Annotated in this window: 25 protein-coding genes; 1 reads left to right on the top strand and 24 read right to left on the bottom strand. The window is 71.2% G+C overall.

Annotation, left to right across the window (positions count from 1 at the left end; all coding sequences use genetic code 11):
- Positions 1–90: 90 nt before the first annotated feature.
- The 14 genes from AC3EUV_RS13935 to pyrR all read right to left on the bottom strand — a co-directional run bounded on the left by AC3EUV_RS13935 (position 91) and on the right by pyrR (position 16,736).
- Complete coding sequence (locus AC3EUV_RS13935; protein ID WP_432141849.1) at positions 91–2,229, bottom strand: primosomal protein N'; 2,139 nt, start codon at positions 2,227–2,229, stop codon at positions 91–93.
- Positions 2,230–2,341: 112 nt separating this feature from the next.
- Positions 2,342–3,550 (bottom strand): methionine adenosyltransferase, encoded by a 1,209-nt coding sequence (gene metK, locus AC3EUV_RS13930; RefSeq protein WP_042156834.1) that lies wholly within the window; start codon positions 3,548–3,550, stop codon positions 2,342–2,344.
- A gap of 252 nt (positions 3,551–3,802) precedes the next feature.
- Positions 3,803–5,038, bottom strand: coding sequence for a bifunctional phosphopantothenoylcysteine decarboxylase/phosphopantothenate--cysteine ligase CoaBC (gene coaBC, locus AC3EUV_RS13925; protein WP_435603011.1), 1,236 nt, complete (start codon positions 5,036–5,038; stop codon positions 3,803–3,805).
- A 104-nt stretch (positions 5,039–5,142) separates the two neighbouring features.
- Positions 5,143–5,415, bottom strand: a complete 273-nt coding sequence (rpoZ, locus tag AC3EUV_RS13920) for a DNA-directed RNA polymerase subunit omega (RefSeq protein ID WP_005319902.1) — start codon at positions 5,413–5,415, stop codon at positions 5,143–5,145.
- Between the two features lie 71 nt (positions 5,416–5,486).
- On the bottom strand, positions 5,487–6,107 hold the full coding sequence (gene gmk, locus AC3EUV_RS13915) for a guanylate kinase (RefSeq protein WP_432141847.1): 621 nt from the start codon (positions 6,105–6,107) through the stop codon (positions 5,487–5,489).
- Between the two features lie 38 nt (positions 6,108–6,145).
- Complete coding sequence (locus AC3EUV_RS13910) at positions 6,146–6,469, bottom strand: integration host factor (RefSeq protein WP_006607450.1); 324 nt, start codon at positions 6,467–6,469, stop codon at positions 6,146–6,148.
- Positions 6,470–6,684: 215 nt separating this feature from the next.
- Positions 6,685–7,545 carry an orotidine-5'-phosphate decarboxylase gene (gene pyrF, locus AC3EUV_RS13905; protein ID WP_435603010.1) on the bottom strand — a complete coding sequence of 287 codons (861 nt, stop codon included), beginning with the start codon at positions 7,543–7,545 and terminating at the stop codon, positions 6,685–6,687.
- Positions 7,542–8,651, bottom strand: coding sequence for a quinone-dependent dihydroorotate dehydrogenase (locus AC3EUV_RS13900; protein WP_432141955.1), 1,110 nt, complete (start codon positions 8,649–8,651; stop codon positions 7,542–7,544). Before AC3EUV_RS13900 ends, pyrF begins: the two co-directional genes overlap by 4 nt.
- Before the next feature lie 81 nt (positions 8,652–8,732).
- A complete protein-coding gene (gene carB / locus AC3EUV_RS13895) occupies positions 8,733–12,044 on the bottom strand; it encodes a carbamoyl-phosphate synthase large subunit (protein WP_435603009.1) in 3,312 nt (1,103 codons plus the stop codon).
- Positions 12,037–13,179, bottom strand: a complete 1,143-nt coding sequence (carA, locus tag AC3EUV_RS13890) for a glutamine-hydrolyzing carbamoyl-phosphate synthase small subunit (RefSeq protein ID WP_432141844.1) — start codon at positions 13,177–13,179, stop codon at positions 12,037–12,039. The genes carB and carA overlap by 8 nt, the downstream gene beginning before the upstream one ends.
- Entirely contained in the window at positions 13,176–13,787 is a 612-nt protein-coding gene (locus tag AC3EUV_RS13885) for a PH-like domain-containing protein (protein ID WP_435603008.1), read from the bottom strand. The genes carA and AC3EUV_RS13885 overlap by 4 nt, the downstream gene beginning before the upstream one ends.
- On the bottom strand, positions 13,784–15,070 hold the full coding sequence (locus AC3EUV_RS13880) for a dihydroorotase (protein ID WP_435603007.1): 1,287 nt from the start codon (positions 15,068–15,070) through the stop codon (positions 13,784–13,786). Before AC3EUV_RS13880 ends, AC3EUV_RS13885 begins: the two co-directional genes overlap by 4 nt.
- Positions 15,071–15,074: 4 nt before the next feature.
- Positions 15,075–16,052 carry an aspartate carbamoyltransferase catalytic subunit gene (locus AC3EUV_RS13875; RefSeq protein WP_432141841.1) on the bottom strand — a complete coding sequence of 326 codons (978 nt, stop codon included), beginning with the start codon at positions 16,050–16,052 and terminating at the stop codon, positions 15,075–15,077.
- Between the two features lie 93 nt (positions 16,053–16,145).
- Positions 16,146–16,736 carry a bifunctional pyr operon transcriptional regulator/uracil phosphoribosyltransferase PyrR gene (gene pyrR / locus AC3EUV_RS13870; protein WP_042156858.1) on the bottom strand — a complete coding sequence of 197 codons (591 nt, stop codon included), beginning with the start codon at positions 16,734–16,736 and terminating at the stop codon, positions 16,146–16,148.
- Between the two features lie 221 nt (positions 16,737–16,957).
- On the opposite strand from pyrR, the gene bldD reads away from it, so the two are divergent.
- Positions 16,958–17,458 carry a transcriptional regulator BldD gene (gene bldD, locus AC3EUV_RS13865; protein WP_018087605.1) on the top strand — a complete coding sequence of 167 codons (501 nt, stop codon included), beginning with the start codon at positions 16,958–16,960 and terminating at the stop codon, positions 17,456–17,458.
- A gap of 196 nt (positions 17,459–17,654) precedes the next feature.
- Here bldD and nusB read toward each other — a convergent pair whose 3' ends face one another.
- The 10 genes from nusB to mltG form a co-directional block, all read right to left on the bottom strand.
- Positions 17,655–18,086, bottom strand: a complete 432-nt coding sequence (gene nusB, locus AC3EUV_RS13860) for a transcription antitermination factor NusB (protein WP_432141840.1) — start codon at positions 18,084–18,086, stop codon at positions 17,655–17,657.
- A 2-nt stretch (positions 18,087–18,088) separates the two neighbouring features.
- Positions 18,089–18,655: an elongation factor P gene (efp, locus tag AC3EUV_RS13855; protein WP_006607461.1), complete on the bottom strand. Its 567-nt coding sequence runs from the start codon at positions 18,653–18,655 to the stop codon at positions 18,089–18,091.
- Positions 18,656–18,721: 66 nt separating this feature from the next.
- Positions 18,722–19,828: an aminopeptidase P family protein gene (locus AC3EUV_RS13850; RefSeq protein ID WP_432141839.1), complete on the bottom strand. Its 1,107-nt coding sequence runs from the start codon at positions 19,826–19,828 to the stop codon at positions 18,722–18,724.
- 69 nt (positions 19,829–19,897) lie between these two features.
- On the bottom strand, positions 19,898–20,815 hold the full coding sequence (locus AC3EUV_RS13845) for a Pro-rich N-terminal domain-containing protein (protein WP_435603006.1): 918 nt from the start codon (positions 20,813–20,815) through the stop codon (positions 19,898–19,900).
- A gap of 253 nt (positions 20,816–21,068) precedes the next feature.
- Entirely contained in the window at positions 21,069–21,509 is a 441-nt protein-coding gene (gene aroQ, locus AC3EUV_RS13840) for a type II 3-dehydroquinate dehydratase (RefSeq protein WP_432141837.1), read from the bottom strand.
- Positions 21,506–22,597 (bottom strand): 3-dehydroquinate synthase, encoded by a 1,092-nt coding sequence (gene aroB / locus AC3EUV_RS13835; protein WP_435603005.1) that lies wholly within the window; start codon positions 22,595–22,597, stop codon positions 21,506–21,508. The genes aroQ and aroB overlap by 4 nt, the downstream gene beginning before the upstream one ends.
- Positions 22,594–23,151 (bottom strand): shikimate kinase, encoded by a 558-nt coding sequence (locus tag AC3EUV_RS13830; RefSeq protein WP_432141835.1) that lies wholly within the window; start codon positions 23,149–23,151, stop codon positions 22,594–22,596. Before AC3EUV_RS13830 ends, aroB begins: the two co-directional genes overlap by 4 nt.
- Positions 23,148–24,332, bottom strand: coding sequence for a chorismate synthase (gene aroC, locus AC3EUV_RS13825; protein WP_432141834.1), 1,185 nt, complete (start codon positions 24,330–24,332; stop codon positions 23,148–23,150). The genes AC3EUV_RS13830 and aroC overlap by 4 nt, the downstream gene beginning before the upstream one ends.
- Before the next feature lie 147 nt (positions 24,333–24,479).
- Positions 24,480–25,307, bottom strand: a complete 828-nt coding sequence (locus AC3EUV_RS13820; protein ID WP_432141833.1) for a shikimate dehydrogenase — start codon at positions 25,305–25,307, stop codon at positions 24,480–24,482.
- The gene (gene mltG, locus AC3EUV_RS13815) at positions 25,304–26,977 is read right to left on the bottom strand and encodes an endolytic transglycosylase MltG (protein WP_432141832.1); all 1,674 of its coding nucleotides are present in this window, start codon (positions 26,975–26,977) and stop codon (positions 25,304–25,306) included. Before mltG ends, AC3EUV_RS13820 begins: the two co-directional genes overlap by 4 nt.
- Between the last annotated feature and the right edge of the window lie 2 nt (positions 26,978–26,979).

Here is a 26,979-nt window from a genome sequence, read left to right as displayed (position 1 = left end):
CCGCTCGCCAACGCCCCGGGACGCCGCACTCGGTCCCGGGGCGGCGCCATGTCCGGGGCGCCGACACGGCGACAGCCCCCCGGCGGACGCTCACCCCAGATCGGGCGGATCGATCCGGACCCGTACGGCCTCCCCCTCCCGCTTGACCAGCCGGGCCGCGCGGGCCGCCTTGAGCGCGGCGGCGAGGGCCGCGCCCTGGCCGGGGCGGACCCGCACCAGCGCACGCTCCCACTGCTCGCCAGGCGGCGGGTCGCCCGGGCGGCGCGGGCGGGCGGGGTCCGGCACCGGAAGCGGTACGGGCCCCAACACCTCGGCGCCCGCCGGGAGTTCGGCGGAGCTCAGCAGCTCGGTGACATCCTCGCCGCGGCCGGCCACGGAGGCCATCCGCGACACCGGAGGGAACCCCAGCTCGGCGCGCTCGGCCAGCTCACGGACCGCATGGCCGACCGGGTCCCAGCGCACCAGCGCCTGCACCGGCCGCAGCGTCGGCTCCGCGATCACCGCGACCGTGCCACCCGCCGCCTGCCCGCGGACCAGTGAGGCGGCGCCCAGCCAGCGGCGCAGCGCCTCCTCCCCCGCCCGCAGATCCGGCCGCCCCAGCAGCGCCCAGCCGTCCAGCAGCAGCGCGGCCGCATACCCGTCGCCCTCGGCCACCGGCTCCGCGCCCGGGGTGCTCACCACGAGCGCGGGGACACCGGGCACCGTGGCCAGCACATGGTCCCGCCCCGAGGTCCGCACCGGCACCGCCGGGAACACCCGGCCCAGCTCCTCCGCGGTCCGCCGCGCGCCCACGATCTGCGCCCGCAGCCGCGCGCCGCCGCACTCGGAGCAGTGCCAGTCCGGCTCCGGGCGGCCGCACCACGCGCAGCACAGCTCGCCGGCGTCCTGCGCCTCCAGCGGGCCCGCGCAGGACCGGCAGCGCGCGGGGGTACGGCACCGTTCGCACGCCAGCCGGGGGGCGTATCCCCGGCGCGGGACCTGGATCAGCACCGGTCCACGCTGAAGGCCCTCCCGCACCACCTGCCAGGCCATCGTCGGCAGCCGGGCGGCCCGCGCGGCGGCATCCCGCGCCTCGTCACCGTCGCCGACCGTACGCACCAGCGGCGCCGCGGCCCGGACCTGTTCGCGCTCGGCGGTCAGCGGGCGCGCCCAGCCCGTCTCGACCAGCTGGGCCGCCTCGACCGTGCAGCTCAGCCCGCCCAGCAGAAATCCCGCCCGCTCATGGACCGACCGCTGGATGAGGACCTCACGGGCATGCGGCTGCGGCGCATGCGGATCGCTGTGGCTGGCGTCGCCGTCGTCCCAGAGGGCGACCAGGCCCAGGTCGGCGACCGGCGCGAACATCGCCGCCCGGGTCCCGACCACGGCGCGCACCGCGCCACGGCTGACCGCCAGCCAGCGGCGATAGCGCTCCTCGGGCCCGGCGTCGGCGGTCAGCAGCACATGCCGGCCGGCGCCGATCAGCTCGCCGAGCGCCGCGTCCACCCGCGCCGCGGCCCGCCCGTCCGGCACCACCACCAGCGCACCGCGCCCGCCGGCCAGCGCCGCGGCCGCCGCCCGCGCCAGCTCCTGCGGCCAGGTCGCCCCGGGCAGCGCCGTCCACACCGCCCGTGGCGCGTCCCCCCGGGTGAGCGCCGCGAGGAATCCGGCGCCGGCGCCATAGCGCTCCCAACTTCCCGGCTCGGGGGGCGGGTTGGGCGGCAGCGGGTCGGGCGACGGCTTGGCCTCCGCGCGCGCCCGGCGGGGCGGCACCGCCAGCTGCACCACATCGGCGAGCGTCCCGGCATAGCGGTCCGCGACCGACCGGCACAGCGCCAGCAACTCCGGCGTCAGGACCCGCTCGGACGACAGGACCTGCGCGACCGGGGCGAGCACCCCCCGGTAGTCGCTCTCCGCGACCCGTTCCACGATGAATCCGCTGACCAGCTTGCCACCCTCGCGCCGGCCGCCCTTCTCCCCCGCCCCGAAGCGCACCCGGACCCGGACGCCGGGCTGCGCCTCGTGATCCATCGCCGCCGGCACCGCATAGTCGAAATACCGGTCGAGGTGCACCAGCCCCTTGTCGACCAGCACCCGCGCCACCGGCAGCTCGGCCGCCAGCTCGGCCCCCCGCCAGGTCCGCGGTCTGGCCCGCTCCGCCTTGGTCTCCCGCACGGCCTCCCGGATGAGGGCCAACTGCTCGCCCGCATCCGCCGCCCCCGCCTCCGGTCGCCCGTTCTCCCTGCTCACAGCATCAGTCTTAGCAGACCGCACGGACAGTGCCCGGCGGCCTGTGGACAACCGACGGCCCCGGACCGCTCGGCGGTCCGGGGCCGTGGCACTCACACGGGCGCTACGGGACTTACAGCCCCGCGGCTGCCTTCAGCGCCTCCACGCGGTCCGTGCGCTCCCACGTGAAGTCCTCCAGCTCACGGCCGAAGTGGCCGTAGGCGGCGGTCTCCGCGTAGATGGGACGGAGCAGGTCGAGGTCGCGGATGATGGCCGCCGGACGGAGGTCGAAGACCTCGCCGATGGCCTGCTCGATCTTGTCGGTGTCCACCGTGGCGGTGCCGAAGGTCTCGACGAAGAGACCGACCGGCTCGGCCTTGCCGATCGCGTAGGCGACCTGGACCTCACAGCGGGCCGCGAGGCCGGCCGCGACGACGTTCTTGGCGACCCAGCGCATCGCGTAGGCGGCCGAGCGGTCGACCTTGGACGGGTCCTTGCCGGAGAAGGCGCCGCCACCGTGGCGAGCCATGCCGCCGTAGGTGTCGATGATGATCTTGCGGCCGGTCAGACCGGCGTCACCCATGGGGCCACCGATCTCGAAGCGCCCGGTCGGGTTGACCAGCAGACGGTAGCCGTCGGTGTCCAGCTTGATGCCGTCCTCGACCAGCTGGTTGAGGACGTGCTCGACGACGAACTCGCGGATGTCGGGCGCGAGCAGCGAGTCGAGGTCGATGTCGCTGGCGTGCTGCGAGGAGACCACGACGGTGTCGAGGCGGACGGCCTTGTGGCCGTCGTACTCGATGGTGACCTGGGTCTTGCCGTCGGGACGGAGGTAGGGGATGGTCCCGTTCTTGCGGACCTCGGACAGCCGGCGGGAGAGCCGGTGCGCGAGGTTGATCGGGAGCGGCATCAGCTCGGGCGTCTCGTCGCAGGCGTAGCCGAACATCAGGCCCTGGTCGCCGGCGCCCTGCCTGTCCAGCTCGTCGTCATCGCCCTCGACGCGGTTCTCGTACGCGGTGTCGACGCCCTGGGCGATGTCCGGGGACTGCGCGCCGATGGACACCGAGACGCCGCAGGAAGCGCCGTCGAAGCCCTTCTTGGACGAGTCGTAACCGATGTCCAGGATCTTGTTGCGGACGAGGTTGGGGATGTCGGCGTACGCCTTCGTCGTCACCTCGCCGGCCACATGCACCAGGCCGGTGGTGATCAGCGTCTCCACGGCGACCCGGGACGTCGGGTCTTCCTTGAGGAGAGCGTCGAGGATGGTGTCGCTGATCTGGTCAGCGATCTTGTCTGGGTGGCCCTCGGTGACGGATTCCGAGGTGAACAGGCGGCGGGACACATCGCTCCCTGGGGTTGCAGCGGCTGCTGGCTGATCATTGGCGGACGGGCCGAGAGCTGCGCTCGGCCCGATCCACTCGCCAGTTTATCGGTCGGATGCGGCGTTCGGGCACACGGTCTCGATTTATGGACCCCCCGTGACCTGGGACACCGCGGCTTACGCTAGGACGATCACCTCGAGAATGTGCCGGGTCAAGGGGACATGCCCGATTTTGCAGGGCTGACGGAGTGATTCCGGGGCCGCTTCGGCGCTTCAGCGGCGAGTCTCGGCCAGGCGGGGTGCGACCAGGTCCCAGACCGTGTCGGCCAGGGTTTCTTTGGGCCCGTACGGCACCGGGGTCTCGGTTCCGTCGGCCGCGAGGATCACCGCTTCGTTCTCCGCCGAGCCGAAGGCCTTGTGCTCCCCGACCTCATTCACGACGAGCAGGTCACAGCCCTTGCGGGCGAGCTTGGCGCGTCCGTTGGCGAGTACCTCGTCGGTCTCCGCGGCGAAGCCGACCACGAGCTGGCCCGGGTGCGCCCGCTCGGCGGAGAGCTCGGCGAGGATGTCCGGATTTCGCACCAGGGCGATGGGTTCCGGCTCCTGGCCCTCAACCTTCTTGATCTTGCCGGAGGCGTAGACGGCGGGGCGGAAATCGGCGACGGCGGCGGCCATGACCACCGCGTCGGCGTCCGCGGCGGCCTTCACCACTTCCTCACGGAGCTGGCGGGCGGTACCGACGGGGATCACGTCCACACCGGCCGGATCCGGCAGCTCGGTGTTGCCGGCGACCAGGGTGACCCGGGCACCGCGGGCCACCGCCGTACGGGCCAGCGCGTAGCCCTGCTTGCCCGAGGAACGATTGCCCAGGTAGCGGACGGGATCCAGCGGCTCACGGGTACCGCCGGCGCTGATCACGACATGGCGGCCGGCGAGATCCTGCTCGCTCGCGCGTGCGCCGCGGGCCAGCACCCGGCGGCAGAACGCGAAGATCTCGGCCGGGTCGGGGAAGCGGCCCTTGCCGGTGTCGACGCCGGTCAGCCGGCCGACCGCGGGGTCGATCACCAGCGCGCCGCGGCGGCGCAGGGTGGCGACGTTCTCCTGGGTGGCGGGGTTCTCCCACATTTCGGTGTGCATCGCGGGCGCGAAGATCACCGGACAGCGGGCGGTGAGCAGCGTGTTCGTCAGCAGATCGTCGGCGAGGCCGTGTGCGGCCTTGGCCAGCAGGTCGGCGGTGGCGGGCGCGACCACGACGAGATCGGCGGCCTGGCCGATGCGGACGTGCGGGACCTCGTGGACGGACTCCCAGACCTCGGTACCGGCCGGGTTACCGGACAGCGCCGCCCAGGTGGCCTCCCCGACGAAGTGCAGCGCCGAAGCGGTCGGCACCACCCGTACGTCGTGCCCGGACTCGGTCAGCCGCCGCAGCAGTTCGCACGCCTTGTACGCGGCGATCCCGCCGCTGACCCCCAGGACGACCCTGGGCCGCTCCCGCTCCCGCTTGTCCATCGCTTCGCCGCTCCCCGGGCTAGGTCCCTACGTATGCCCCTATGACACACCAAGGGCCCGGCGGACACGCCGCCGGGCCTCGATGAACGGTACTGCTGTGCTGCCTACTGGGCGGGGCCCTCGATGGCCTCCGAGGTCAGCAGACCCGCGTTGATTTCGCGGAGCGCGATCGAGAGGGGCTTCTCGTGGACGTGCGTGTCCACGAGGGGGCCGACGTACTCGAGCAGGCCCTCGCCGAGCTGGGAGTAGTACGCGTTGATCTGACGCGCGCGCTTGGCAGCGTAGATCACAAGGCTGTACTTCGAATCGGTGGCCTCGAGAAGCTCATCAATGGGCGGGTTGATGATGCCCTCGGGTGCAGTGATGGAAGAGGACACTCTCTACCTTCCGAAGGGGGATGAAGCGTGGGTGTAACGCAGAAGTCCTGGTCGGCCGGGGAGCTGCGCGGTCAGCCGCGGGTGTTCCGGTCCCCGGATCGATTCAGCATCAAGGCTAGCAGCTCGCGGCTGACGTCCTCGACGGAGGTGTTGACAAGCGTCACATCGAACTCTTTCTCCGCTGCCAGCTCGACCCTGGCGGCGGCCAGCCGGCGCTCGATGACCTCCGGCGCCTCGGTGCCCCGTCCGGTGAGCCGGCGGACCAGCTCGTCCCAGCTCGGCGGGGCCAGGAACACCAGCTCGGCCTCCGCCATGGACTCGCGGACCTGGCGGGCGCCCTGAAGATCGATCTCCAGCAGGACCGGTTCCCCGGCCGCCAGCCGGTCCAGCACCGCCTTGCGGGGGGTGCCGTAGCGGTTGCCCGCGAATTCGGCCCATTCGAGCAGCTCACCGTTGGCGACGAGCTTGTCGAACTCCTCGTCCTCGACGAAGAAGTAATGGATGCCGTGCCGCTCCCCGGGCCGCGGCTTGCGGGTGGTGGCCGAGACCGACAGCCAGACCTCGGGGTGGACCTTGCGCATATGCGCGACGACCGTGCTCTTGCCGACCCCGGAGGGGCCGGAGAGCACGGTCAGCCGCGGCTGTCTGGCCGGGGGCTCGGGGGTCGTCCCCCGGGAGACGTCAGAACTCATGCAGCGATTATTCCAGCTTCCCGGTGATGCCGGAAAATTCAGGAAGCGGTGCTGCCGAACTCGCGCTCCAGCGACGCGATCTGGTTGGAGCCGAGCCCCCGGACTCGGCGGCTCTCGGAGATACCGAGCCGCTCCATGATCTGCTTGGCGCGGACCTTGCCGACGCCCGGCAGGGACTCCAAGAGGGCGGAGACCTTCATCTTGCCGATGACGTCGTTCTCCTGGCCCTGCTTGATGACCTCATGGAGGGAAGCACCGGAGTGCTTGAGCCGATTCTTGACCTCGGCGCGCTCCCGGCGAGCCGCGGCGGCCTTCTCGAGCGCGGCTGCGCGCTGTTCAGGGGTAAGGGGCGGAAGAGCCACGCCTACGTCACCTCGGATGTCGAACTGTCGGATACGGACCAGTGTGGAACCTAGTCACCCCACACGTGCGGAGCAACGAGCAACGCGCTTACGTGCAGTGCTCTCGACGGAGACTAGCGGCCGAGGGCGCCAGAGTCAGCGAGAACAGACGAAAAGTCCTGGTCAGACTCTGCTGACCAGGACATTTCGGGACCAAAGTCCCCGTCTTTCGGGTCCTAGGCGAGCGCGGTGCGCACTTCGCCGGCGAATCGGTCCGCCGCCGCGCGCAGCGCCGCGGGGTCCGGACCGTGCCGCAGCACCCCCCGGCTGACGCTCGGCACGACGTTGTGCACGGCGCTTCCGAAGACCTTCGGCAGGTCGGCGGGCGTGGCGCCCTGTGCGCCGATGCCGGGGGCGAGCAGCGGACCGTTGATCGCCAGATCGAACGAGGAGAGATCGCCGAGCGTGGCGCCGACGACCGCGCCGAAGGAACCCAGCGGCTCGGCGCCGGCGTTCTCGGCGGCAAGATGGCCGAGCATCGTCGCCGCGAGGGTGCTGCCGTCCTCGCGCACCGCCCGCTGGACCTCCGCGCCCTCCGGGTTGGAGGTCAGGGCGAGCACGAAGAGGCCGGCGCCGCTCTCGCGGGCCAGGTCGACGGCCGGCCGGAGCGAGCCGTAGCCGAGGTACGGGGAGACCGTCAGCGCGTCCGAGAACAGCGGCGAGTCCTTGCGCAGGAAGGTCTCCGCGTAGGCGGCCATGGTGGAGCCGATGTCGCCGCGCTTGGCGTCCATCAGGACCAGGGCACCGCGTTCGCGCGCCTCGGCGACGGCGGTCTCCAGGACGGCCAGGCCGCGCGAGCCGAAGCGCTCGAAGAACGCGGACTGCGGCTTGAAGACGGCGACCGTCTCGCCGAGGGCCTCCACGACCGTGCGCGTGAAGCGGGCCAGGCCCGCGACATCGTCGTTCAGGCCCCAGTCGGCCAGCAGCGAGGCATGCGGGTCGATCCCGACGCAGAGCGGGCCGCGCTCGTCCATGGCCTGCCGCAGGCGCGCGCCGAAGGGGGCGGCCGGCGGGTAGGCGACGGCTTCCCGGGTCATCCGGTCACCTTCTTGTGCTCGGCGCCGACCGCGTCGGCGAGGGTGGCGTAGGGGCTGTTGCGCAGGCGGGCGGCCAGCCCCTTGTGGATCGTGCGGCACCAGAACGGGCCCTCGTAGATGAAGGCGCTGTAGCCCTGGACGAGGGTGGCGCCGGCGAGGATGCGCTGCCAGGCGTCCTCGGCGTTCTCGATGCCGCCGACGCCGATGAGGGTGATCCTGTCGCCGACGCGGGCGTAGAGGCGGCGCAGGACCTCCAGGGAGCGCTCCTTGACGGGCGCGCCGGACAGTCCGCCGGTCTCGGCGGTCAGCTTCGGGTCGGAGGTCAGCCCGAGGCCGTCGCGGGCGATGGTGGTGTTGGTGGCGATGATCCCGTCCAGGCCGAGCTCGACGGCGAGGTCGGCGACCGCGTCCACGTCCGCGTCGGCGAGGTCCGGGGCGATCTTGACCAGCAGCGGGACCCGGCGGTCGGTGACCGTACGGTCGGCGGCCGCGCGGACCTCGGTCAGCAGCGGGCGCAGATGCTCGACGGCCTGGAGGTTGCGCAGCCCCGGGGTGTTCGGGGAGGAGACATTGACGACCAGGTAGTCGGCGTGCGGGGCGAGCCGCTCGGTGGAGGTGACGTAGTCGGCGGTCGCCTCGGCCTCGGGGACGACCTTGGTCTTGCCGATGTTGACGCCGACGGTGGCCGGGAACACCGGGTTACGGGCCGCCAGGCGGGCCGCCACGGACGCGGAGCCGTCGTTGTTGAAGCCCATCCGGTTGATCAGCGCGCGGTCCGGTACGAGCCGGAACAGGCGCTTCTTGGGGTTGCCGGGCTGCGGCTGCGCGGTGACCGTGCCGATCTCGACATGGTCGAAGCCGAGCATGGTCATCCCGTCGATGGCGACGGCGTTCTTGTCGAAGCCGGCGGCCAGGCCGAAGGGGCCGTGCATCCGGCGGCCCAGGGCCTCGGTGCGCAGCTCCTTGTGGCGGGGCGCGAGGGCGGCCGCGAGGAAGGTGCGCAGCACGGGCAGGCGCACGGCCAGCTGGATCCAGCGGAAGGCCAGGTGGTGGGCCTTCTCGGGGTCCATGCGCTGGAAGATCAGTTGGAAGAAGAGGCGGTACATCGTCGGTGGTGCCTTCCGCACGAGGAGGGACGGGGGGCTCATGAAGAGGGGGACACCGTTTCGGTGTCCCCCTCCCGGCCGCTACTCCTTGCGGGCCGCGGTGAGATGTTCGGCGTGTTCCTGGAGGGAACGCACGCCCACGTCTCCGCGGGACATGGCCTCGATGCCCTGTACGGCGGCGGCCAGCGCCTGGACCGTGGTCAGGCAGGGGACGCCACGGGCGACGGCTGCGGTACGGATGTCGTAGCCGTCCAGCCGGCCACCGGTGCCGTAGGGGGTGTTGACGATCAGGTCGACCTGGCCGTCGTGGATGAGCTGGACGATGGTCTTCTCACCGTCCGGCCCCTCGCCCTCGGACTGCTTGCGCACCACGGTGGTGTTGATGCCGTTGCGGCGCAGCACCTCGGCGGTGCCGGAGGTGGCGAGCAGCTCGAAGCCGTGGGCGACCAGCTCACGGGCCGGGAAGATCATCGAGCGCTTGTCCCGGTTGGCGACCGAGACGAACGCGCGGCCCTTGGTGGGCAGCGCCCCGTAGGCGCCGGACTGGGACTTGGCGTACGCGGTGCCGAAGACCGAGTCGATGCCCATGACCTCGCCGGTGGAGCGCATCTCCGGGCCGAGGATGGTGTCCACGCCGCGGCCGTGGATGTCGCGGAACCGCGACCAGGGCATCACGGCTTCCTTGACGGAGATCGGCGCGTCCAGCGGCAGGGTGCCGCCGTCGCCCGTCTTGGGCAGCATGCCCTCGGCGCGCAGCTCGGCGATGGTGGCGCCGAGCGAGATCCGGGCGGCGGCCTTGGCGAGCGGTACGGCGGTGGCCTTCGAGGTGAAGGGCACCGTACGGGAGGCGCGGGGGTTGGCCTCCAGGACGTAGAGGATGTCCCCGGCCATCGCGAACTGGATGTTGATCAGTCCGCGGACGCCGACGCCCTTGGCGATGGCCTCCGTCGAGGCGCGCAGCCGCTTGATGTCGAAGCCACCGAGGGTGATCGGGGGCAGCGCGCAGGCGGAGTCGCCGGAGTGGATACCGGCTTCCTCGATGTGCTCCATGACGCCGCCGAGGTAGAGCTCGTGGCCGTCGTAGAGCGCGTCGACGTCGATCTCTATGGCGTCGTCCAGGAACCGGTCGATGAGGACCGGGTGCCGGTCGATCAGACCGGCGTGCCGGGTGAGGTACTCCCGCAGCGAGGGCTCGTCGTAGACGATCTCCATGCCGCGGCCGCCGAGCACGTAGGACGGGCGGACCATGACCGGGTAGCCGATCTCGGTGGCGATCTGCTGGGCCTCGGCGAAGGAGAACGCGGTGCCGTACTTGGGGGCCGGCAGTCCGGCCTCGGTCAGCACCCGGCCGAAGGCGCCGCGCTCCTCGGCGAGGTCGATCGCCTCGGGCGAGGTGCCGACGATCGGCACGCCGTTGTCCTTGAGCGCCTGCGCCAGGCCCAGCGGAGTCTGCCCGCCGAGCTGGACGACGACACCGGCGACCGGACCGGCCTGGGTCTCGGCGTGCACGATCTCCAGGACGTCTTCCAGCGTCAGCGGCTCGAAGTACAGACGGTCGGAGGTGTCGTAGTCCGTCGAGACGGTCTCCGGGTTGCAGTTGACCATCACGGTCTCGTAGCCGGCGTCGCTGAGCGCGAACGAGGCGTGGACGCAGGAGTAGTCGAACTCGATGCCCTGGCCGATGCGGTTGGGGCCGGAGCCGAGGATGATCACGGCCGGCTTCTCGCGCGGGGCGACCTCGGTCTCCTCGTCGTAGGAGGAGTAGAAGTACGGCGTCTTCGCGGCGAATTCGGCGGCGCAGGTGTCGACCGTCTTGTAGACCGGGCGGACCCCGAGGGAGTGCCGGACCTCGCGGACGACGTCCTCGCGCAGCCCGCGGATCGCGGCGATCTGGGCGTCGGAGAAGCCGTAGCGCTTTGCGTCCGCGAGGATCTCCGGGTCGAGCTTGTCGGCCGCGGCGATCTCGTCGGCGATCTCCTTGACGAGGAAGAGCTGGTCGACGAACCACGGGTCGATCTTCGTGGCGTCGAAGACCTCCTGCGCGGTGGCACCGGCCCGGATCGCCGCCATGACGGTGTTGATCCGGCCGTCGGTCGGGACCTGGGACTTCTCCAGCAGCGCGGCCTTGTCCCCCGGCTCGGAGACGAAGTCGAACTGGCTGCCCTTCTTCTCCAGGGAGCGCAGGGCCTTGTTGAGCGCCTCGGGGAAGTTACGGCCGATGGCCATGGCCTCGCCGACCGACTTCATGGTCGTGGTCAGCGTGGCGTCGGCGGCCGGGAACTTCTCGAAGGCGAAGCGCGGCACCTTGACGACGACGTAGTCGAGAGTCGGCTCGAAGGAGGCCGGGGTCTTCTCGGTGATGTCGTTGGGGATCTCGTCGAGGGTGTAGCCGACGGCGAGCCGGGCGGCGATCTTCGCGATCGGGAAGCCGGTGGCCTTGGAGGCCAGCGCCGAGGAGCGCGAGACGCGGGGGTTCATCTCGATGACGATGACCCGGCCGTCCTCGGGGTTGACCGCGAACTGGATGTTGCAGCCTCCGGTGTCGACGCCGACCTCGCGGATCACCGCGATGCCGATGTCCCGCAGGATCTGGTACTCGCGGTCGGTGAGCGTCATCGACGGGGCGACGGTGATCGAGTCGCCGGTGTGCACGCCCATCGGGTCGAAGTTCTCGATGGAGCAGACGACCACGACGTTGTCGTTCTTGTCGCGCATCAGCTCCAGCTCGTACTCCTTCCAGCCGAGGATGGACTCCTCCAGGAGCACCTCGGTGGTCGGCGAGAGCGTCAGGCCCTGTCCGGCGATCCGGCGCAGCTCCTCCTCGTTGTGGGCGAAGCCGGAGCCGGCGCCGCCCATGGTGAAGGAGGGGCGGACGACGACGGGGTAGCCGCCGAGCTCGTCGACACCGGCCAGGACGTCGTCCATGGAGTGGCAGATGACCGAGCGGGCGGACTCGCCGTGGCCGATCTTGGCGTGGACGGCCTTGACGACCTCCTTGAACAGGTCGCGGTCCTCGCCCTTGTTGATCGCCTCGACGTTGGCGCCGATCAGCTCGACGCCGTACTTGTCGAGGGTGCCGGACTCGTGCAGCGAGATCGCGGTGTTCAGCGCGGTCTGGCCGCCCAGGGTCGGCAGCAGCGCGTCGGGGCGCTCCTTGGCGATGATCTTCTCGACGAACTCCGGGGTGATCGGCTCGACATACGTCGCGTCGGCGATCTCCGGGTCGGTCATGATCGTCGCCGGGTTGGAGTTCACCAGGATGACGCGCAGGCCCTCGGACTTGAGGACCCGGCAGGCCTGGGTGCCGGAGTAGTCGAACTCGGCGGCCTGGCCGATGACGATCGGGCCGGAGCCGATGACCAGGACGGACTGGATATCGGTGCGCTTAGGCACGCTGGCCCTCCATCAGGGATACGAAGCGGTCGAAGAGGTACGCGGCGTCGTGCGGACCCGCTGCTGCTTCGGGGTGGTACTGGACGCTGAAGGCCGGCTGGTCGAGGAGGTGCAGGCCCTCCACCACGTTGTCGTTGAGGCAGACGTGGGAGACCTCGGCGCGGCCGAAGGGGGTGTCGGAAACCTTGTCGAGCGGGGCGTCGACGGCGAAACCGTGGTTGTGCGCGGTGACCTCGACCTTGCCGGTCGTACGGTCCTGCACCGGCTGGTTGATGCCGCGGTGGCCGTACTTGAGCTTGAAGGTGCCGAAGCCCAGGGCGCGGCCCAGGATCTGGTTGCCGAAGCAGATGCCGAACAGCGGCGTCTTGCGCTCCAGCACTCCGCGCATCACGGAGACCGGGTGGTCGGCGGTGGCCGGGTCACCGGGGCCGTTGGAGAAGAACACGCCGTCCGGGTTCACCGCGTAGATGTCCTCGACGGTCGCGGTGGCGGGCAGCACGTGCACCTCGATGCCGCGCTCGGCCATCCGGTGCGGGGTCATGCCCTTGATGCCCAGGTCGACCGCGGCGACGGTGAACTTCTTCGTACCGATCGCCGGGACGACGTAGGACTCCTTGGTGGCGACCTGCGTGGACAGGTCGGCGCCCTGCATCTCGGGGGCCTGGCGCACCTTGGCCAGCATCGTGCCCTCGTCGGGCAGCGCCTCGCCGGAGAAGATGCCGACCCGCATGGCGCCGCGCTCACGCAGGTGCCGGGTCAGCGCGCGGGTGTCGACGCCGCTGATGCCGACGACGCCCTGGGCGACCAGCTCGTCGTCCAGGGAGCGCACCGAGCGCCAGTTGGACGGGAGCCGGGCGGGGTCGCGGACGACGTAGCCCGCGACCCAGATCCGCTGCGACTCGGGGTCCTCGTCGTTCACCCCGGTGTTGCCGATGTGCGGGGCGGTCATGACGACGACCTGGCGGTGGTACGAGGGGTCGGTCAGCGTCTCCTGGTAGCCGGTCATGCCGGTGGAGAACACCGCTTCGCCGAAGGTCTCCCCCACGGACCCGTAGGCGCGGCCGCGGAAGGTGCGGCCGTCCTCCAGGACGAGTACGGCGGGGATCTTGGCGGTCCCCCTGGTGGAGGTCGTCATCGTGCGCCTTCCGTTTCGGTGTGCTCGGTGGTGCTGGTGTGGTGCTCGGTGGTGCTGTGCTCGGTGGTGCTCAGCCGGTCGACGGCCTCGACCCAGGCCGGGTGCTCAGTCGCCCGGTCGGAGCGGAAGCCGGAGTCGATGTCCTTGTCCCCGTGCCGCCAGGTGACGATCAGCAGGCCGCCCTCGGGGAGGACCTTGCTGGCGATGCCCTTGTCGAGCCGGGCGCCGCGCAGTGCGGCGGCCGGCACGAAGAAGTCCTGGGCGCCCGGCCGTACGACGTCCAGGCCCTGCTCGGTCAGGGTCAGCTCGACGCGGCTGCGGGTGCCCAGACCGCGGGCCACGATCCGGTCGAGCCACTGCCCGGCGGTGGTGGAGCCGTGGTAGCGGCCGCTGAGGGTCAGCTCGGGCCTGCCGGGGTCGTCCGGGGTGGCCGGCAGCTCGGGCAGATCGCCCTGGAGCGTGCCGCGCCACTTCCAGCCCTGGCGCATCAGCCAGTAGACGAAGACGACGAAGACCAGCAGGCCGACGACCCAGGCGATCCGCGCCGCCCAGTCGGTGACCGGCGCGGACTGCTGCGCTTCGGCCAGGTGGATCAGTGGAGGAGTCACGCCAGCTTCCCGTCGACGACCGTTGCCCGGCCCCGCAGGAAGGTGTGGGTGACGCGTCCCGGCAGCTCACGGCCCTCGTAGGGGGTGTTGCGGCTGCGGGAGGCGAAGCCCGCGGGGTCCACCTCTCCACGGTAAGCGGAATCGAGCAGCGTGAGGTTGGCGGGCTCACCAGCCGAGACGGGACGGCCGTGGCCCTTGGCCTGCCCGATCCGCGCGGGCGCGTAGGACATCCGGTCCGCGACGGCCGCCCAGGTCAGCAGGCCGGTCTCGACCATCGTCTGCTGCACGACCGACAGCGCGGTCTCCAGACCCACCATGCCCATGGCGGCCGCGGCCCACTCGCAGTCCTTGTCCTCGTGCGGGTGCGGGGCGTGGTCGGTGGCGACGATGTCGATCGTGCCGTCGGCGAGGGCCTCGCGCAGGGCCATCACGTCGCGCTCGGTGCGCAGCGGCGGATTGACCTTGTAGACGGGGTTGTAGGTGCGCACCATCTCGTCGGTGAGGAGCAGATGGTGCGGCGTGACCTCGGCGGTGACGTCGATGCCGCGGGACTTGGCCCAGCGGACGATCTCGACGGAGCCGGCGGTCGACAGGTGGCAGATGTGCACCCGCGAGCCCACGTGCTCGGCGAGCAGGACGTCCCGGGCGATGATCGATTCCTCGGCCACCGCCGGCCAGCCCCCGAGCCCCAGCTCCGCCGAGACGATGCCCTCGTTCATCTGGGCGCCCTCGGTGAGCCGCGGCTCCTGGGCGTGCTGCGCGACGACGCCGCCGAAGGCCTTCACATACTCCAGCGCCCGGCGCATGATCACGGCGTCGTGCACGCACTTGCCGTCGTCGGAGAAGACGGTGACCCCGGCGGCGGACTCGTGCATGGCGCCCAGCTCGGCGAGCTTGCTGCCCTCCAGACCGACGGTGACGGCACCGATGGGCTGCACATCGCAGTAGCCGTGCTCCTGGCCGAGGCGGTAGACCTGCTCGACCACGCCGGCGGTGTCGGCGACGGGGAAGGTGTTGGCCATGGCGAACACCGCGGTGTAGCCACCGGAGGCAGCCGCCCGGGTACCGGTCAGCACGGTCTCGGAGTCCTCGCGGCCCGGCTCGCGCAGGTGGGTGTGCAGGTCGACGAGGCCCGGCAGGAGGATCTTGCCCTCGGCCTCGATGACGTCGGCGCCCTCGGCGGACAGCCCGGCGCCGACGGCCTCGATGGTCTCGCCGTCGATCAGGACGTCCTGGGCTTCGCCGCCGAGCACCTTCGCACCACGGATCAGGATCTTGCTCATGTACTTACTTCTCCTCGGTACGGGTGTGGGTGACGGCGGGCTCGTTGCCGCCGAGCAGCAGATACAGGACGGCCATGCGGACGGAGACGCCGTTGGCCACCTGCTCGACGACCGTGCAGCGGTCGGAGTCGGCGACCTCGGCGGTGATCTCCATGCCGCGGACCATCGGGCCGGGGTGCATCACGATGGCGTGCTCGGGCATCCGCGCCATCCGCTCGCCGTCCAGGCCGTAGCGGCGCGAGTACTCCCGCTCGGTCGGGAAGAAGGCGGCGTTCATCCGCTCGCGCTGTACCCGCAGCATCATCACGGCGTCGGTCTTCGGCAGGACCCGGTCGAGGTCGTAGGACACCTCGCACGGCCAGGTCTCGACGCCGACCGGCACCAGGGTGGGCGGGGCGACGAGGGTGACCTCGGCGCCGAGGGTGTGCAGGAGGTCGACGTTCGAGCGCGCGACGCGGCTGTGGAGCACGTCCCCGACGAGGGTGATGCGCCGCCCGCTCAGATCCTGGCCGAGCCCGGCGTCCGGGCCGGTCAGCCGGCGCCGCATGGTGAAGGCGTCGAGCAGGGCCTGGGTGGGGTGCTGGTGGGTGCCGTCGCCGGCGTTGATGACGGGAGCGTCGATCCAGCCGGAGTTGGCGAGCCGGTAGGGGGCGCCGGAGGCGCTGTGCCGTATGACGACGGCGTCGACGCCCATCGCCTCCAGGGTCTGGGCGGTGTCCTTGAGGGACTCTCCCTTGGAGACGCTGGACCCCTTGGCGGCGAAGTTGATGACGTCCGCGGAGAGCCGCTTCTCGGCGGCCTCGAAGGAGATCCGGGTCCGGGTGGAGTCCTCGAAGAAGAGATTGCAGATCGTGCGTCCCCGCAGGGTGGGGAGCTTCTTGATCGGCCGGTCGGCGACCCGGGCCATCTCCTCGGCGGTGTCGAGGATCAGGACGGCGTCGTCGCGCGTGAGGTCGGCGGCCGAGATGAGGTGACGCTTCATCCGGTGTTCTCCGTGGGTGAAGGAGGTGTACGGGAATGTCCGTTGAGCGGGCATGCCTGCGGGCCCGGGGTCACCGGGTCCGTGCGCGGTGCGCTATCGCTCGCCGGCCGGGGCGGTGTGCTTCACGCCGAGCAGCACGGCGTCCCGGCCGTCCTCCTCGGTGAGCTGGACCTTGACCGTCTCCCGCAGCGACGTGGGGAGGTTCTTGCCCACGTAGTCGGCGCGGATCGGCAGTTCGCGGTGGCCCCGGTCGACCAGGACCGCCAGCTGTACGGCGCGCGGCCGGCCGATGTCGCCCAGCGCGTCCAGCGCGGCGCGGATCGTGCGCCCGGAGAAGAGGACGTCGTCGACGAGCAGGACGACCCGGCCCTCGATGCCGTCGGCGGGGATGTCCGTGCGGGCGAGCGTGCGGGCGGGGCCCAGGCGCAGGTCGTCGCGGTACATCGTGATGTCGAGCGAGCCGACCGGGACCGTACGGCCGGTGATCTCTTCGAGCTTCTCGGCCAGTCGCCGGGCGAGGAAGACGCCGCGGGTGGGAATGCCCAGGAGCACCACATCGTCCGCGCCCTTGGCGCGCTCGACGATCTCGTGGGCGATACGGGTGAGCATGCGCGCGATGTCCGGGCCTTCGAGCACCGGCCGCGCGGGGAGCTGAACCCTCGTGTCGGAGTTGCTTGCGTCCATACGAAACGGACCTCCTTCTCCGCCTCACGGGACGGACCTTAAAGGACGTCGGAATTACGCGCCCAAGGCTACCAGGGGGCCCGCCACGGCCCGTCGGCACCCCTGACGGGTGAGGGTCTACCCCGTTCCGCTTGACGAAGTCAGATTACGCTGCGTAACCTCACAGTGAGTTACCAGCCCGCGGCGGAGCCGCATGTCGATAGAGCCGTCTGGGGAGTTTTATGTCCAGCGAATACGCCAAACAGCTCGGGGCCAAGCTCCGCGCCATCCGCACCCAGCAGGGCCTTTCTCTCCATGGCGTCGAGGAGAAGTCCCAGGGCCGCTGGAAGGCCGTGGTGGTGGGTTCGTACGAGCGCGGCGACCGCGCCGTGACCGTACAGCGCCTTGCCGAGCTGGCGGACTTCTACGGCGTCCCGGTGCAGGAGTTGCTGCCGGGTACGACACCGGGTGGAGCGGCCGAGCCGCCGCCGAAGCTGGTGCTCGACCTGGAGCGCCTCGCCCATGTCCCGCAGGAGAAGGCCGGCCCGCTTCAGCGCTACGCCGCCACCATCCAGAGCCAGCGCGGTGACTACAACGGCAAGGTGCTCTCGATCCGCCAGGACGATCTGCGCACCCTCGCGGTCATTTACGACCAGTCGCCCTCGGTGCTGACCGAGCAGCTGATCAGCTGGGGCGTGCTCGACGCCGACGCACGCCGTGCCGTGTCACACGAGGAGCTCTGACCCCTCGCACCGCAGAAACGTACCGCCGCTCCGGGCTTCCGGGGCGGCGGTTCTGCGTTCCGGGGCCTCCCGGGACGCGCCGGCGTTACCCGCGAGGTAGCCCCACGAGGCCGCTGACGGCGTTCTGCGGGCATGCGAAGGGCCCGGAGCCTTGCCCTTCGCTCCGGGCCCGTTCGCACGCTCTGCCGACCGCCTGCTACGCCTCGCGCCGCAGGCTCGGCTTCAGCTCCTTCAGCCGGCCGAGGAGGCCGTTGACGAAGGCCGGGGAGTCGTCCGTGGAGAACTCCTTGGCGAGCTGCACGGCTTCGTCGATCGCCACCGCGTCCGGCGTCTCGTCCACCCAGAGCAGTTCGTAGGCCCCGAGCCGCAGGATGCTGCGGTCGGCCGCCGGCATCCGGTCCAGGTCCCAGTCGACCGCGTAGGTGGAGATCAGCTCGTCGATGCGGGTGACATGGTCCGCGTATCCCTCGACCAGCTCCAGGGTGTATTCGTTCACCGGCGGCTGTCGTGGATCGGTCCGGGCGTGCCGCATCCAGTCCGCGAGCACGGACTGCACATCGGCACCGCGCTGGTCGGCCTCGAAGAGTATCTGGAAGGCGCGCTTACGGGCCTTGGTGCGGGCAGCCACGGTTAGCTGTTCACCCGGCCGAGGTAGTCGCCCGTGCGGGTGTCGACCTTGATCTTCTCACCGGTGGTGATGAAGAGCGGCACCTGGATGGAGTGGCCGGTCTCCAGCTCGGCGGGCTTGGAGCCGCCGGTGGAGCGGTCGCCCTGCACACCGGGCTCGGTGTGCTTGATGGTCAGCTCGACCGCGGCGGGGAGCTCGACATAGAGCACCTCGCCCTCGTGCTGCGCCACGACCGCCTCGAAGCCCTCGATGAGGTAGTTCGCGGCGTCACCGACCGACTTGCGGTCGACGTGCAGCTGGTCGTAGGTGTCCATGTCCATGAAGACGAAGTAGTCGCCGTCCATGTACGAGAACTGCATGCCGCGCTTGTCGACGGTGGCCGTCTCGACCTTCACGCCGGCGTTGAAGGTCTTGTCCACCACCTTGCCGGACAGCACGTTCTTGAGCTTCGTGCGGACAAAGGCGGGGCCCTTGCCGGGCTTGACGTGCTGGAACTCGACGACGGACCAGAGCTGGCCGCCTTCGAGCTTGAGCACCATGCCGTTCTTGAGGTCGTTCGTGGATGCCACGGTTGCGGAATCTCCTGGACTGCAGGTGGTGGGACCCCGGAGCGGCGCACGCCGAAGCCCTACGGCTCAGAGTGCGAGCAGCTCCTTGGTCGTGATCGTGAGTAGCTCGGGCCCGCCGTCCGCCTCGGGGCGGACGACGAGTGTGTCGTCGATCCGGACACCCCCACGGCCCGGGATGTGAACCCCCGGCTCGACGGTGACCGGCACGCAAGCGTCCAGTTTACCCATGGCGGCAGGGGACAGCTGAGGGTCCTCATCGATTTCGAGTCCCACACCGTGCCCGGTCCACGGTCCGAGCCGCTCCCCGTACCCCGCGGCATCCAGGACATGGCGGGTCACCCGGTCCACCTCGCGGCACTCCACACCCGGCGCGAGCGCCTCGCGTCCGGCGCGCTGGGCTGCGAAAACGAGATCGTACAGCTCGATCTGCCAGTCCGAGGGCGTGGTGCCGATGACGAAGGTCCGGCCGATCTCGCAGCGGTAGCCGCGGTAATTGGCGCCCAGCCCGACGCTGAGGAAGTCGCCCTCCTCGACCCGCCGGTCGGTGGGCAGATGCCCGGGGCGGCCGGCGTGCGGGCCGGTCGCGACGGAGGTGGGGAAGGCCGGGCCGTCCGCGCCGTGGTCGACCAGCCGGCGCTCCAGTTCCAGCGCGAGATGCCGCTCGGTACGGCCGACCAGGATCGATTCCAGCAGCTCCCCCAGGGCCTGGTCGGCGATCTCCGCGGCGATCCGCAGACAGGCGATCTCGTCGTCGTCCTTGACCAGCCGCTGCGCCTCGACCGCGCAGGCCAGATCCGTCAGCCGCAGCCGGGGCGCGACCTGGGAGAGCGCCCGGTGCCGGGTGACGGTGAGGTGGTGTTCCTCGACGGCCAGGAGCTCCGCGCCGGCCTTCTCGGCCAGGTCGGCGCCCGCCACGACCGGGTCGCCACCACGGGTCGGCAGCACCGAGACCCGTACGTCCTCGGCCGGGCGCCCCTCGGAGGGATCACCGCTCAGCGGGCTGCCGCAGAGCAGCACATCGTCGACCGGTCCCAGCAGCAGCGCGGCGCCCGGCGGGGCACAACCGGTGAGGTAGCGGACGTTCGCGGGGCGCGAGACCAGTGCGCCGGCGCTTCCGGCCCCGGCTACGCGGTCCCGCAGACGCGTGCGTCGGGCCGCGTACAACTCGGACATATCACGAGCGTACGGCGACTCCCCCGAGGCGGCCGGTCGAGCGCAGCCGCCCGGGGGAGCGCTGCCGTCCTACCAGTTGGGCGGGCTGGCGATGCTGCGGGCGACGACGTCGTCCAGCACCCGCACCGTCGTGGCGACGTCGTGCTGGGAATTGTCGATGATCGGCAGACCGGAGCCGTACCAGCCGGCCATCCGCCCGTGGATCCTGGCCACCTCTTCGTCGGAGAGCCGGCGGTTGCCGCTCCGCCGGGCGTTGCGCTCCAGCACGATCTCCAGGCCGGGCAGCAGCACGATCGGCAGCAGTCCGGGGCCCACATGCCGCTTCCAGCCACCGAGGCCGACGACCGGACGGTCGGGGAAGACAGCGTCGTCGAGGATGCAGGAGATGCCGTTGGCGAGGAAGTTGCGGGCCGCGAAGCCGCAGGTGCGGCGGGCGAGGCGGTACTGCGCCTCGGAGTGGTCGTTCCAGCCGGACTGCGGGTCGGCAAAGCCCGAGCGGACCCATTCGCGGACATCGTCGAGGCTGATGTGCGCGGTCGGCACCCGCCGGGTGTCGGCCCAGTGGCGCGCCACGCTGGTCTTGCCGGCGCCGGCCGGGCCGATGAGCAGCACCGCGACGGCCGCCTGGCCGGCGTCCGGCGCGGCGGTGTCGGTGGGCGGGCTGGGCAGCGGCACCGGGGCACCCGGGGGCAGCGGCACATGGCCGGTGATGTCCGTGCTGTGCGGGGTGGGCGGGGCCTGCTGAGGTGCGGGCCCGTGCCAGCCCTGGCCGGCGGCGGGGGCTGGCTGCTGCGCGGGCGGCGGCGGAGCGGCGGGGGCCTGCGGCGGAGACGAAGGGGCCGGCGGCGAGGCGGGCGGATGGTGCCCGCCCGGTGTGGGCCCTGCCGGTGTGTGCCCTCCCGGGTGGGGCGTCCAGTGCATGGATGCCCCGGGTCCTGATGCCTGCCCGCGGGGCGGTGGCAGCGGAGCCCCCACTGCGTAGTGCATCCGGTGGCTCTCCGTCTCGTGCGGTCGACGTGGTGCGGTGCTCCCGGCTCACGCCGGGTGGCGCCCGGACACCGGGCTCGGCTGCCCGGCGCCCCGTGCGGTAACCCACCGGCCCGGAGGGGCCGTTGTGCCCCACAGCCGTCGGCGTGGGTGGTGCTGCTGCGAACGGTACCCTCCCGGCCACGGCCGGTGGGTCTCCTGCCCCCGCCGCTCGCTGGGCGACGGCCGGGGGCGCCGTACGTGCCCGGGGGCGTCAGTCCCGCAGTTCCTCGGCCAGCGCGCGGAGCGCGAGCCGGTAGGAGCCGATGCCGAAGCCGGCGACCGTACCGCTGGCGATGGCCGCGAGGACCGAATTGTGGCGGAACTCCTCGCGGGCGTACGGGTTGGAGATGTGCACCTCGATCAGCGGGGCGGTGCGCTGGGCCGCCGCGTCCCGCATGCCGTACGAATAGTGCGTAAAGGCACCGGGGTTGATGATGACCGGAATCGATCCGTCGGCGGCCTCGTGCAGCCAGCGGATCATCTCGCCCTCGTCGTTGGTCTCCCGGACCTCGGCCTCGAACCCCAGCTCCTTGCCGAGCCTGGTGCACTCCTCGACCAGGCCGGTGTAGGAGGTGGCGCCGTAGACATCGGGCTCACGGGAGCCCAGCCGGCCGAGGTTGGGCCCGTTGAGGACGAGCACCCGGCGGCTCACGAGGCGATCTCCGCGTGGGCGGCGAGCAGCATGGCCGGGTCCGGGCCCTCCAGGACGGTCGGCTTGGCGAGGCCGTCCAGGACGATGAAGCGGAGCCGGTCACCGCGGGACTTCTTGTCGACCTTCATGGTCTCCAGCAGCTTGGGCCACTGGTCGCCCCGGTAGGTCAGCGGCAGCCCGACGGACTCCAGGACGGAGCGGTGCCGGTCGGCGGTGGCGTCGTCCAGGCGGCCGGCGATCCGGCCGAGTTCGGCGGCGAAGACCATGCCGACGGAGACGGCCGCGCCGTGCCGCCAGTTGTAGCGCTCGTTCTTCTCGATGGCGTGCGCGAGGGTGTGGCCGTAGTTGAGGATCTCCCGCAGTCCGGACTCCTTGAGGTCCGCGGAGACCACCTCGGCCTTGACCCGGATCGCCCGCTCGATCAGCTCGGCGGTGTGCGCACCGTCCGGGCGCTTGGCGGCCTCGGGGTCCGACTCGATCAGGTCGAGGATCGCCGGGTCGGCGATGAAGCCGGCCTTGATGACCTCGGCCAGACCGGAGACGTAGTCGTGCACCGGCAGCGAGTCCAGCGCGGCCAGGTCGCAGAGCACCCCGGCCGGCGGGTGGAAGGCGCCGACGAGGTTCTTGCCCTCGGCGGTGTTGATGCCGGTCTTGCCGCCGACCGCCGCGTCGACCATGCCGAGCACGGTGGTCGGTACGGCGATCCAGCGCACCCCGCGCAGCCAGGTCGCGGCGACGAAGCCGGCCAGGTCGGTGGTGGCCCCGCCGCCGACGCCGACGATCACATCGCTGCGGGTGAAGCCGGTCTGGCCGAGCGCCTTCCAGCAGTACGCCGCGACCTCGACGGTCTTGGACTCCTCGGCGTTCGGCAGCTGGATGGCGATCGCCTCGTAGCCCTGGGAGGCCAGGTCCTCGCGCAGCGCCTCGCCGGTGGCGGCCAGCGCCTCCGGGTGCAGCACCGCGACCCGCTTGACGCCCTCACCGATCAGGCCGGGGAGCTCACCGAGCAGCTGCCGCCCGACGAGCACCTCATACGGATCGGTGCCCGCCGTGCCGCCGACCTGGATCCGGGTGGCCTGCTCCGTCATGCCTGTTCCTCCCTGTGGGCGGCCTGCGGGGCGTCTCCCGCGGCCTGGCGTAGCTCCAGCGCGTCCAGGATCGCCTCGGCGACCTGCTCGGGGGTCCGCTCCCCGGTGGCGATCACGGCGCGCGCGACCTCGGTGTACAGCGGGCGGCGGCGCTCCATCAGCTCGCGCCACTGCTTGCGCGGATTGACGGCCAGCAGCGGGCGGGGCGCGTCCAGGCCCACCCGCTTGACGGCGTCCGCGAGTTCGACGTCCAGGAAGACCACCGGGAGTCCGGTCAGCAGCTCGCGGGTGCCCTCGTCGAGGATCGCGCCGCCGCCGAGCGAGAGCACGCCCGGGTGGCCGTCGAGCGCGTCCCGTACCGCGGCCCGCTCCAGCTCGCGGAAGTGCGGCTCGCCCTGGTCGATGAAGATCTCGGCGATCGGCCGGCCGGCCGTGGCGACGATATCGGCGTCGGTGTCCCGGTAGCCGACGCCCAGCCGCTCGGCCAGCAGTGCGCCCACCGTCGACTTACCGGCCCCGGGCGGGCCGATCAGCACGACGACCGGGGACGTCATTTGATCGCCAGGTTGTCGAGGAAGTTCCGCACATTGCGGCGGGTCTCCGGCACGCTGTCGCCGCCGAACTTCTCCAGCACCGCGTCCGCCAGCACCAGCGCCACCATCGCCTCGGCGACGATGCCGGCGGCCGGCACGGCGCAGACGTCCGAGCGCTGGTGGTGCGCCTTGGCCGCCTCGCCGGTGGTCACATCGATGGTCGCCAGCGCCTTCGGCACCGTCGCGATCGGCTTCATCGCGGCGCGCACCCGCAGCAGCTCGCCGGTGGTCAGCCCGCCCTCGGTGCCGCCGGAGCGGCCCGAGCTGCGCTTGATCCCGTCGTCGGTGGAGACGATCTCGTCATGGGCCTTCGAGCCCGGCACCCGCGCCAGGTCGAAGCCGTCGCCGACCTCGACACCCTTGATGGCCTGGATGCCCATGAGGGCGGCGGCCAGCCGGGCGTCCAGACGCCGGTCCCAGTGGACGTGCGAGCCGAGGCCCACCGGCACGCCGTAGGCCAGCACCTCGACGACTCCGCCGAGGGTGTCGCCGTCCTTGTGGGCCTGGTCGATCTCGGCGACCATCGCCTTGCTCGCGTCCGCGTCCAGGCAGCGCACCGGGTCGGCGTCCAGCTTCTCGACGTCGGAGGGCTTGGGGTACACGCCGTACGGGGCCTTGGCCGCGGCGAGCTCGACGACGTGCGAGACGATCTCGATGCCGGCCGTCTCCTTGAGGAAGGAACGGGCGACCGCACCGAGGGCGACCCGGGCGGCGGTCTCGCGGGCGGAGGCGCGCTCCAGGACCGGGCGGGCCTCGTCGAAGCCGTACTTCTGCATCCCGGCGAGGTCGGCGTGGCCGGGGCGGGGACGGGTCAGCGGCGCGTTACGGGCCAGCGCGGCGAGCTCCTCCGGGTCCACCGGGTCGGCCGCCATCACCTGCTCCCACTTGGGCCACTCCGTGTTGCCCACCATGATCGCGACCGGCGAGCCCATCGACAGCCCGTGCCGCACCCCGCCCAGGAAGGTGACCTCGTCCTGCTCGAACTTCATCCGGGCACCGCGGCCATAGCCGAGCCGGCGCCGCGCCAGCGCGTCCGCCACCATCTCCGTGGTGATCGGCACGCCGGCCGGAAGGCCCTCCAGCGTCGCCACGAGTGCGGGGCCGTGCGACTCCCCCGCCGTCAGCCAGCGCAACCTGCTCAACGGTGCTCCTCATGTACTGCTCATCCGCGTACGGTCTCTCCCTGATCCTCCCACGTCGCGCGGGACGACCGGCGCCCAGTCCAGGGTGCGGACCGGGCGCGCGGGGATGTACGGGACGGACCGGACGGAAGCGCCCGGTGCGGAGGGTCAGCGGGCGGTGAGCGCCGCCTCGCCCGCCGCGCGCATCGCGGCCAGCGGCGCCGGGGACCGCCCCGTCATCCGCTCCACCTGGAGCACGGCCTGGTGGACCAGGAGGTCGAGGCCGCCGACCACGGCGCCGCCGCGGTCGGACCAGGCCGTGGCCAGCGCCGTCGGCCAGGGCTCGTAGAGGACGTCGAAGAGCGTGCCGGGCCGGTCGGGGACCGCGGCGGCGAGCGCGTCGGTGGTCCCCGCCGGGGTGGTGGCGATGGTCAGCGGCGCCTCGAAGGCCGCGGCGGCGTCCTCCCAGGCGGCGGTGCGGACCGTGACCCCGAGCCGCTCGCCCCAGCCGCGCATCTCGTCGGCGCGCGCCGCGCTGCGGACGTACGCGGTGACCTCGCCGGTGCAGATCCGGGCGAGCGCGGCGAGCGCGGAAGAGGCGGTGGCCCCGGCCCCCAGGACCGACGCCCGCTCGACCTGCTCCACGCCACGCTCACGCAGCGCGGCGAGCATGCCGGGGATGTCGGTGTTGTCGCCGACGCTCCGGCCGCCCTCGGCGAAGACCACCGTGTTGACCGCCTCTACGGAGGCAGCGACCTCACTGACCTCGTCGAGCAGCGGAATCACCGCGCGCTTGAGCGGCATGGTCAGCGACAGGCCCGCCCACTCGGGGCCGAGCTTCCCGAGAAAACCGGGCAATGCCGCCTCGTCGACCTCATAGCGGTCGTACGTCCAGTCCTCCAGCCCCAGTTCCGCATACGCGGCACGGTGCAGCACCGGGGAGAGGGAGTGGGCGATCGGGGAGCCGAGAACCGCAGCCCGACGGGTGGTGCTCATTGCTTGGCTTTCTCTTGTTCCTTGAGGTAAATGCGGCGGTTGCGTTCGTGCTCTTCGTTCGTCTCAGCGAACAGCGTCTTTTCCGGATTGATCGAGACGAAGTAGTACCAGTTGCCCTTGGTCGGGTGGATCGCCGACTTCAGCGCCTCTTCACCCGGGTTACCGATCGGCCCCGGCGGCAGTCCCTTGAACTTGTAGGTGTTGTAGGGATCGTTGAAGTTCCGCAGATCGTCGACGGAGCCGGTGTCGAGGGTGCTCTGGGACCTGGCGTAGTTCACCGTCGAGTCGAAATCGAGCAGACCGTAGGTCTCGGTGTTGTTCGGCTTGAGACGGTTGTAGACGACCCGTGCGACCCGGTCGAAGTCGTGCTTGTACTTACCCTCGGCCTGCGTGAGGCTGGCGACGGTGAGCAGCTCCGTCGGCGAATCGAGGTGCAGCTTGCGCGCATTCCCCTCCAGGTCGTACTTCTCATAGACCTGATTCGCCCGCGCCACCATCTGCTTCAGGACGGCCGCCGGCTTGGTGTTTTCCCCGACGCTGTACGTCGACGGATAAAGGAACCCCTCCAGCGGGTCCTTTATCTTCGCGGAGCTGTTGGCCCACGAGGGCAGGCCGAGGCTCTTGGAGTCGGTCTTGGCGATGCCCTTGGTCGTGCCGGTCTTGAGGTGGAGCTTTTTGTCGATGAGTTTGTAGACGTCGCCGGAGCGCAGCCCTTCACGGATCGTGAGGCCGTTGCGGCTTTTGGGGTCCACCATCAGCTCGATGGCCGAGGTCGCGGACATGTGCTTGCGCAGGGAATATGTCCCGGGCTGAAGGATTTTGTCCTTCTTGCTGTCGACGGCCGCCTCGGAGAACGCGTCGGCGCTCTTGACCACGCCGGCCTTCTTGAGGGCCAGACCCATCTGAAGGATCGTGGAACCCTCGGGGACGTCGACCTGGACCTCGCCGGTTCCTTCGCCCTCGTAGTCGGGGGCCGAACCGAAGTGGCTCATGATGAAGTCATAGCCGAAATAGCCGACGACACCGACGGCTCCGGCGAAGAACAGCGTGACGACCAGGCAAGTCCGGCCGCTGTGCCGTTTGTTCTTTTTGTTCTTCTTGCCGCGGCCGCCGCGGCCCTCTTCGCGCGGGTCGTGGTCGTCGCGGTCGTCGTCATCGCCGTGGTCCGCGAAGAACGCATGCTCCGGCTCCGGTTCGCGCGGCTCCGGCTCGGCCCGCCAGTCGTCGCCGGCCGCGGTGCCCTCGTCGTAGTAGGGCTCCCGCTGCTGGGGATGCGGATGCTGCTGGTACTGCTGTTGCTGCTGCATCCCCTGGTGGGGATGCTGAGCCTGCATTCCCTGCTGGGCCTGCTGCCGCGGATGCTGGGGCTGCGGCGGATAGGCCTCGGGAGCGGCGTAGTAGTCGGGGTTCGCCCCGCCGTACGGGTCGGCCGGTGCCTGCTGCCCGTAGGGGTCGTACGGGTCGTAGGGCACCTGCCCGCCCTGCGTCCCGTCCCAGCCGCCGTTGTAGTGCTGCTGGGCATACGGGTCAGCCTGCTGCTGGGGATACCGGTGGGCCTGCTGTCCGTCCCACTGAGGCTGCTGGTCCTGGCCTCTGGAGGAACCGTCTCCGTAGAGCGGGTCCTCGGGATGCCACGGTTCGGAGCCGTAGCCCCGGCCATACTCGGTCATCG

The organism is Streptomyces sp. bgisy130 (assembly GCF_057708345.1).
Note: the sequence above shows the minus strand (reverse complement) of the source record. Positions and strands in the feature narration are given on the sequence as shown.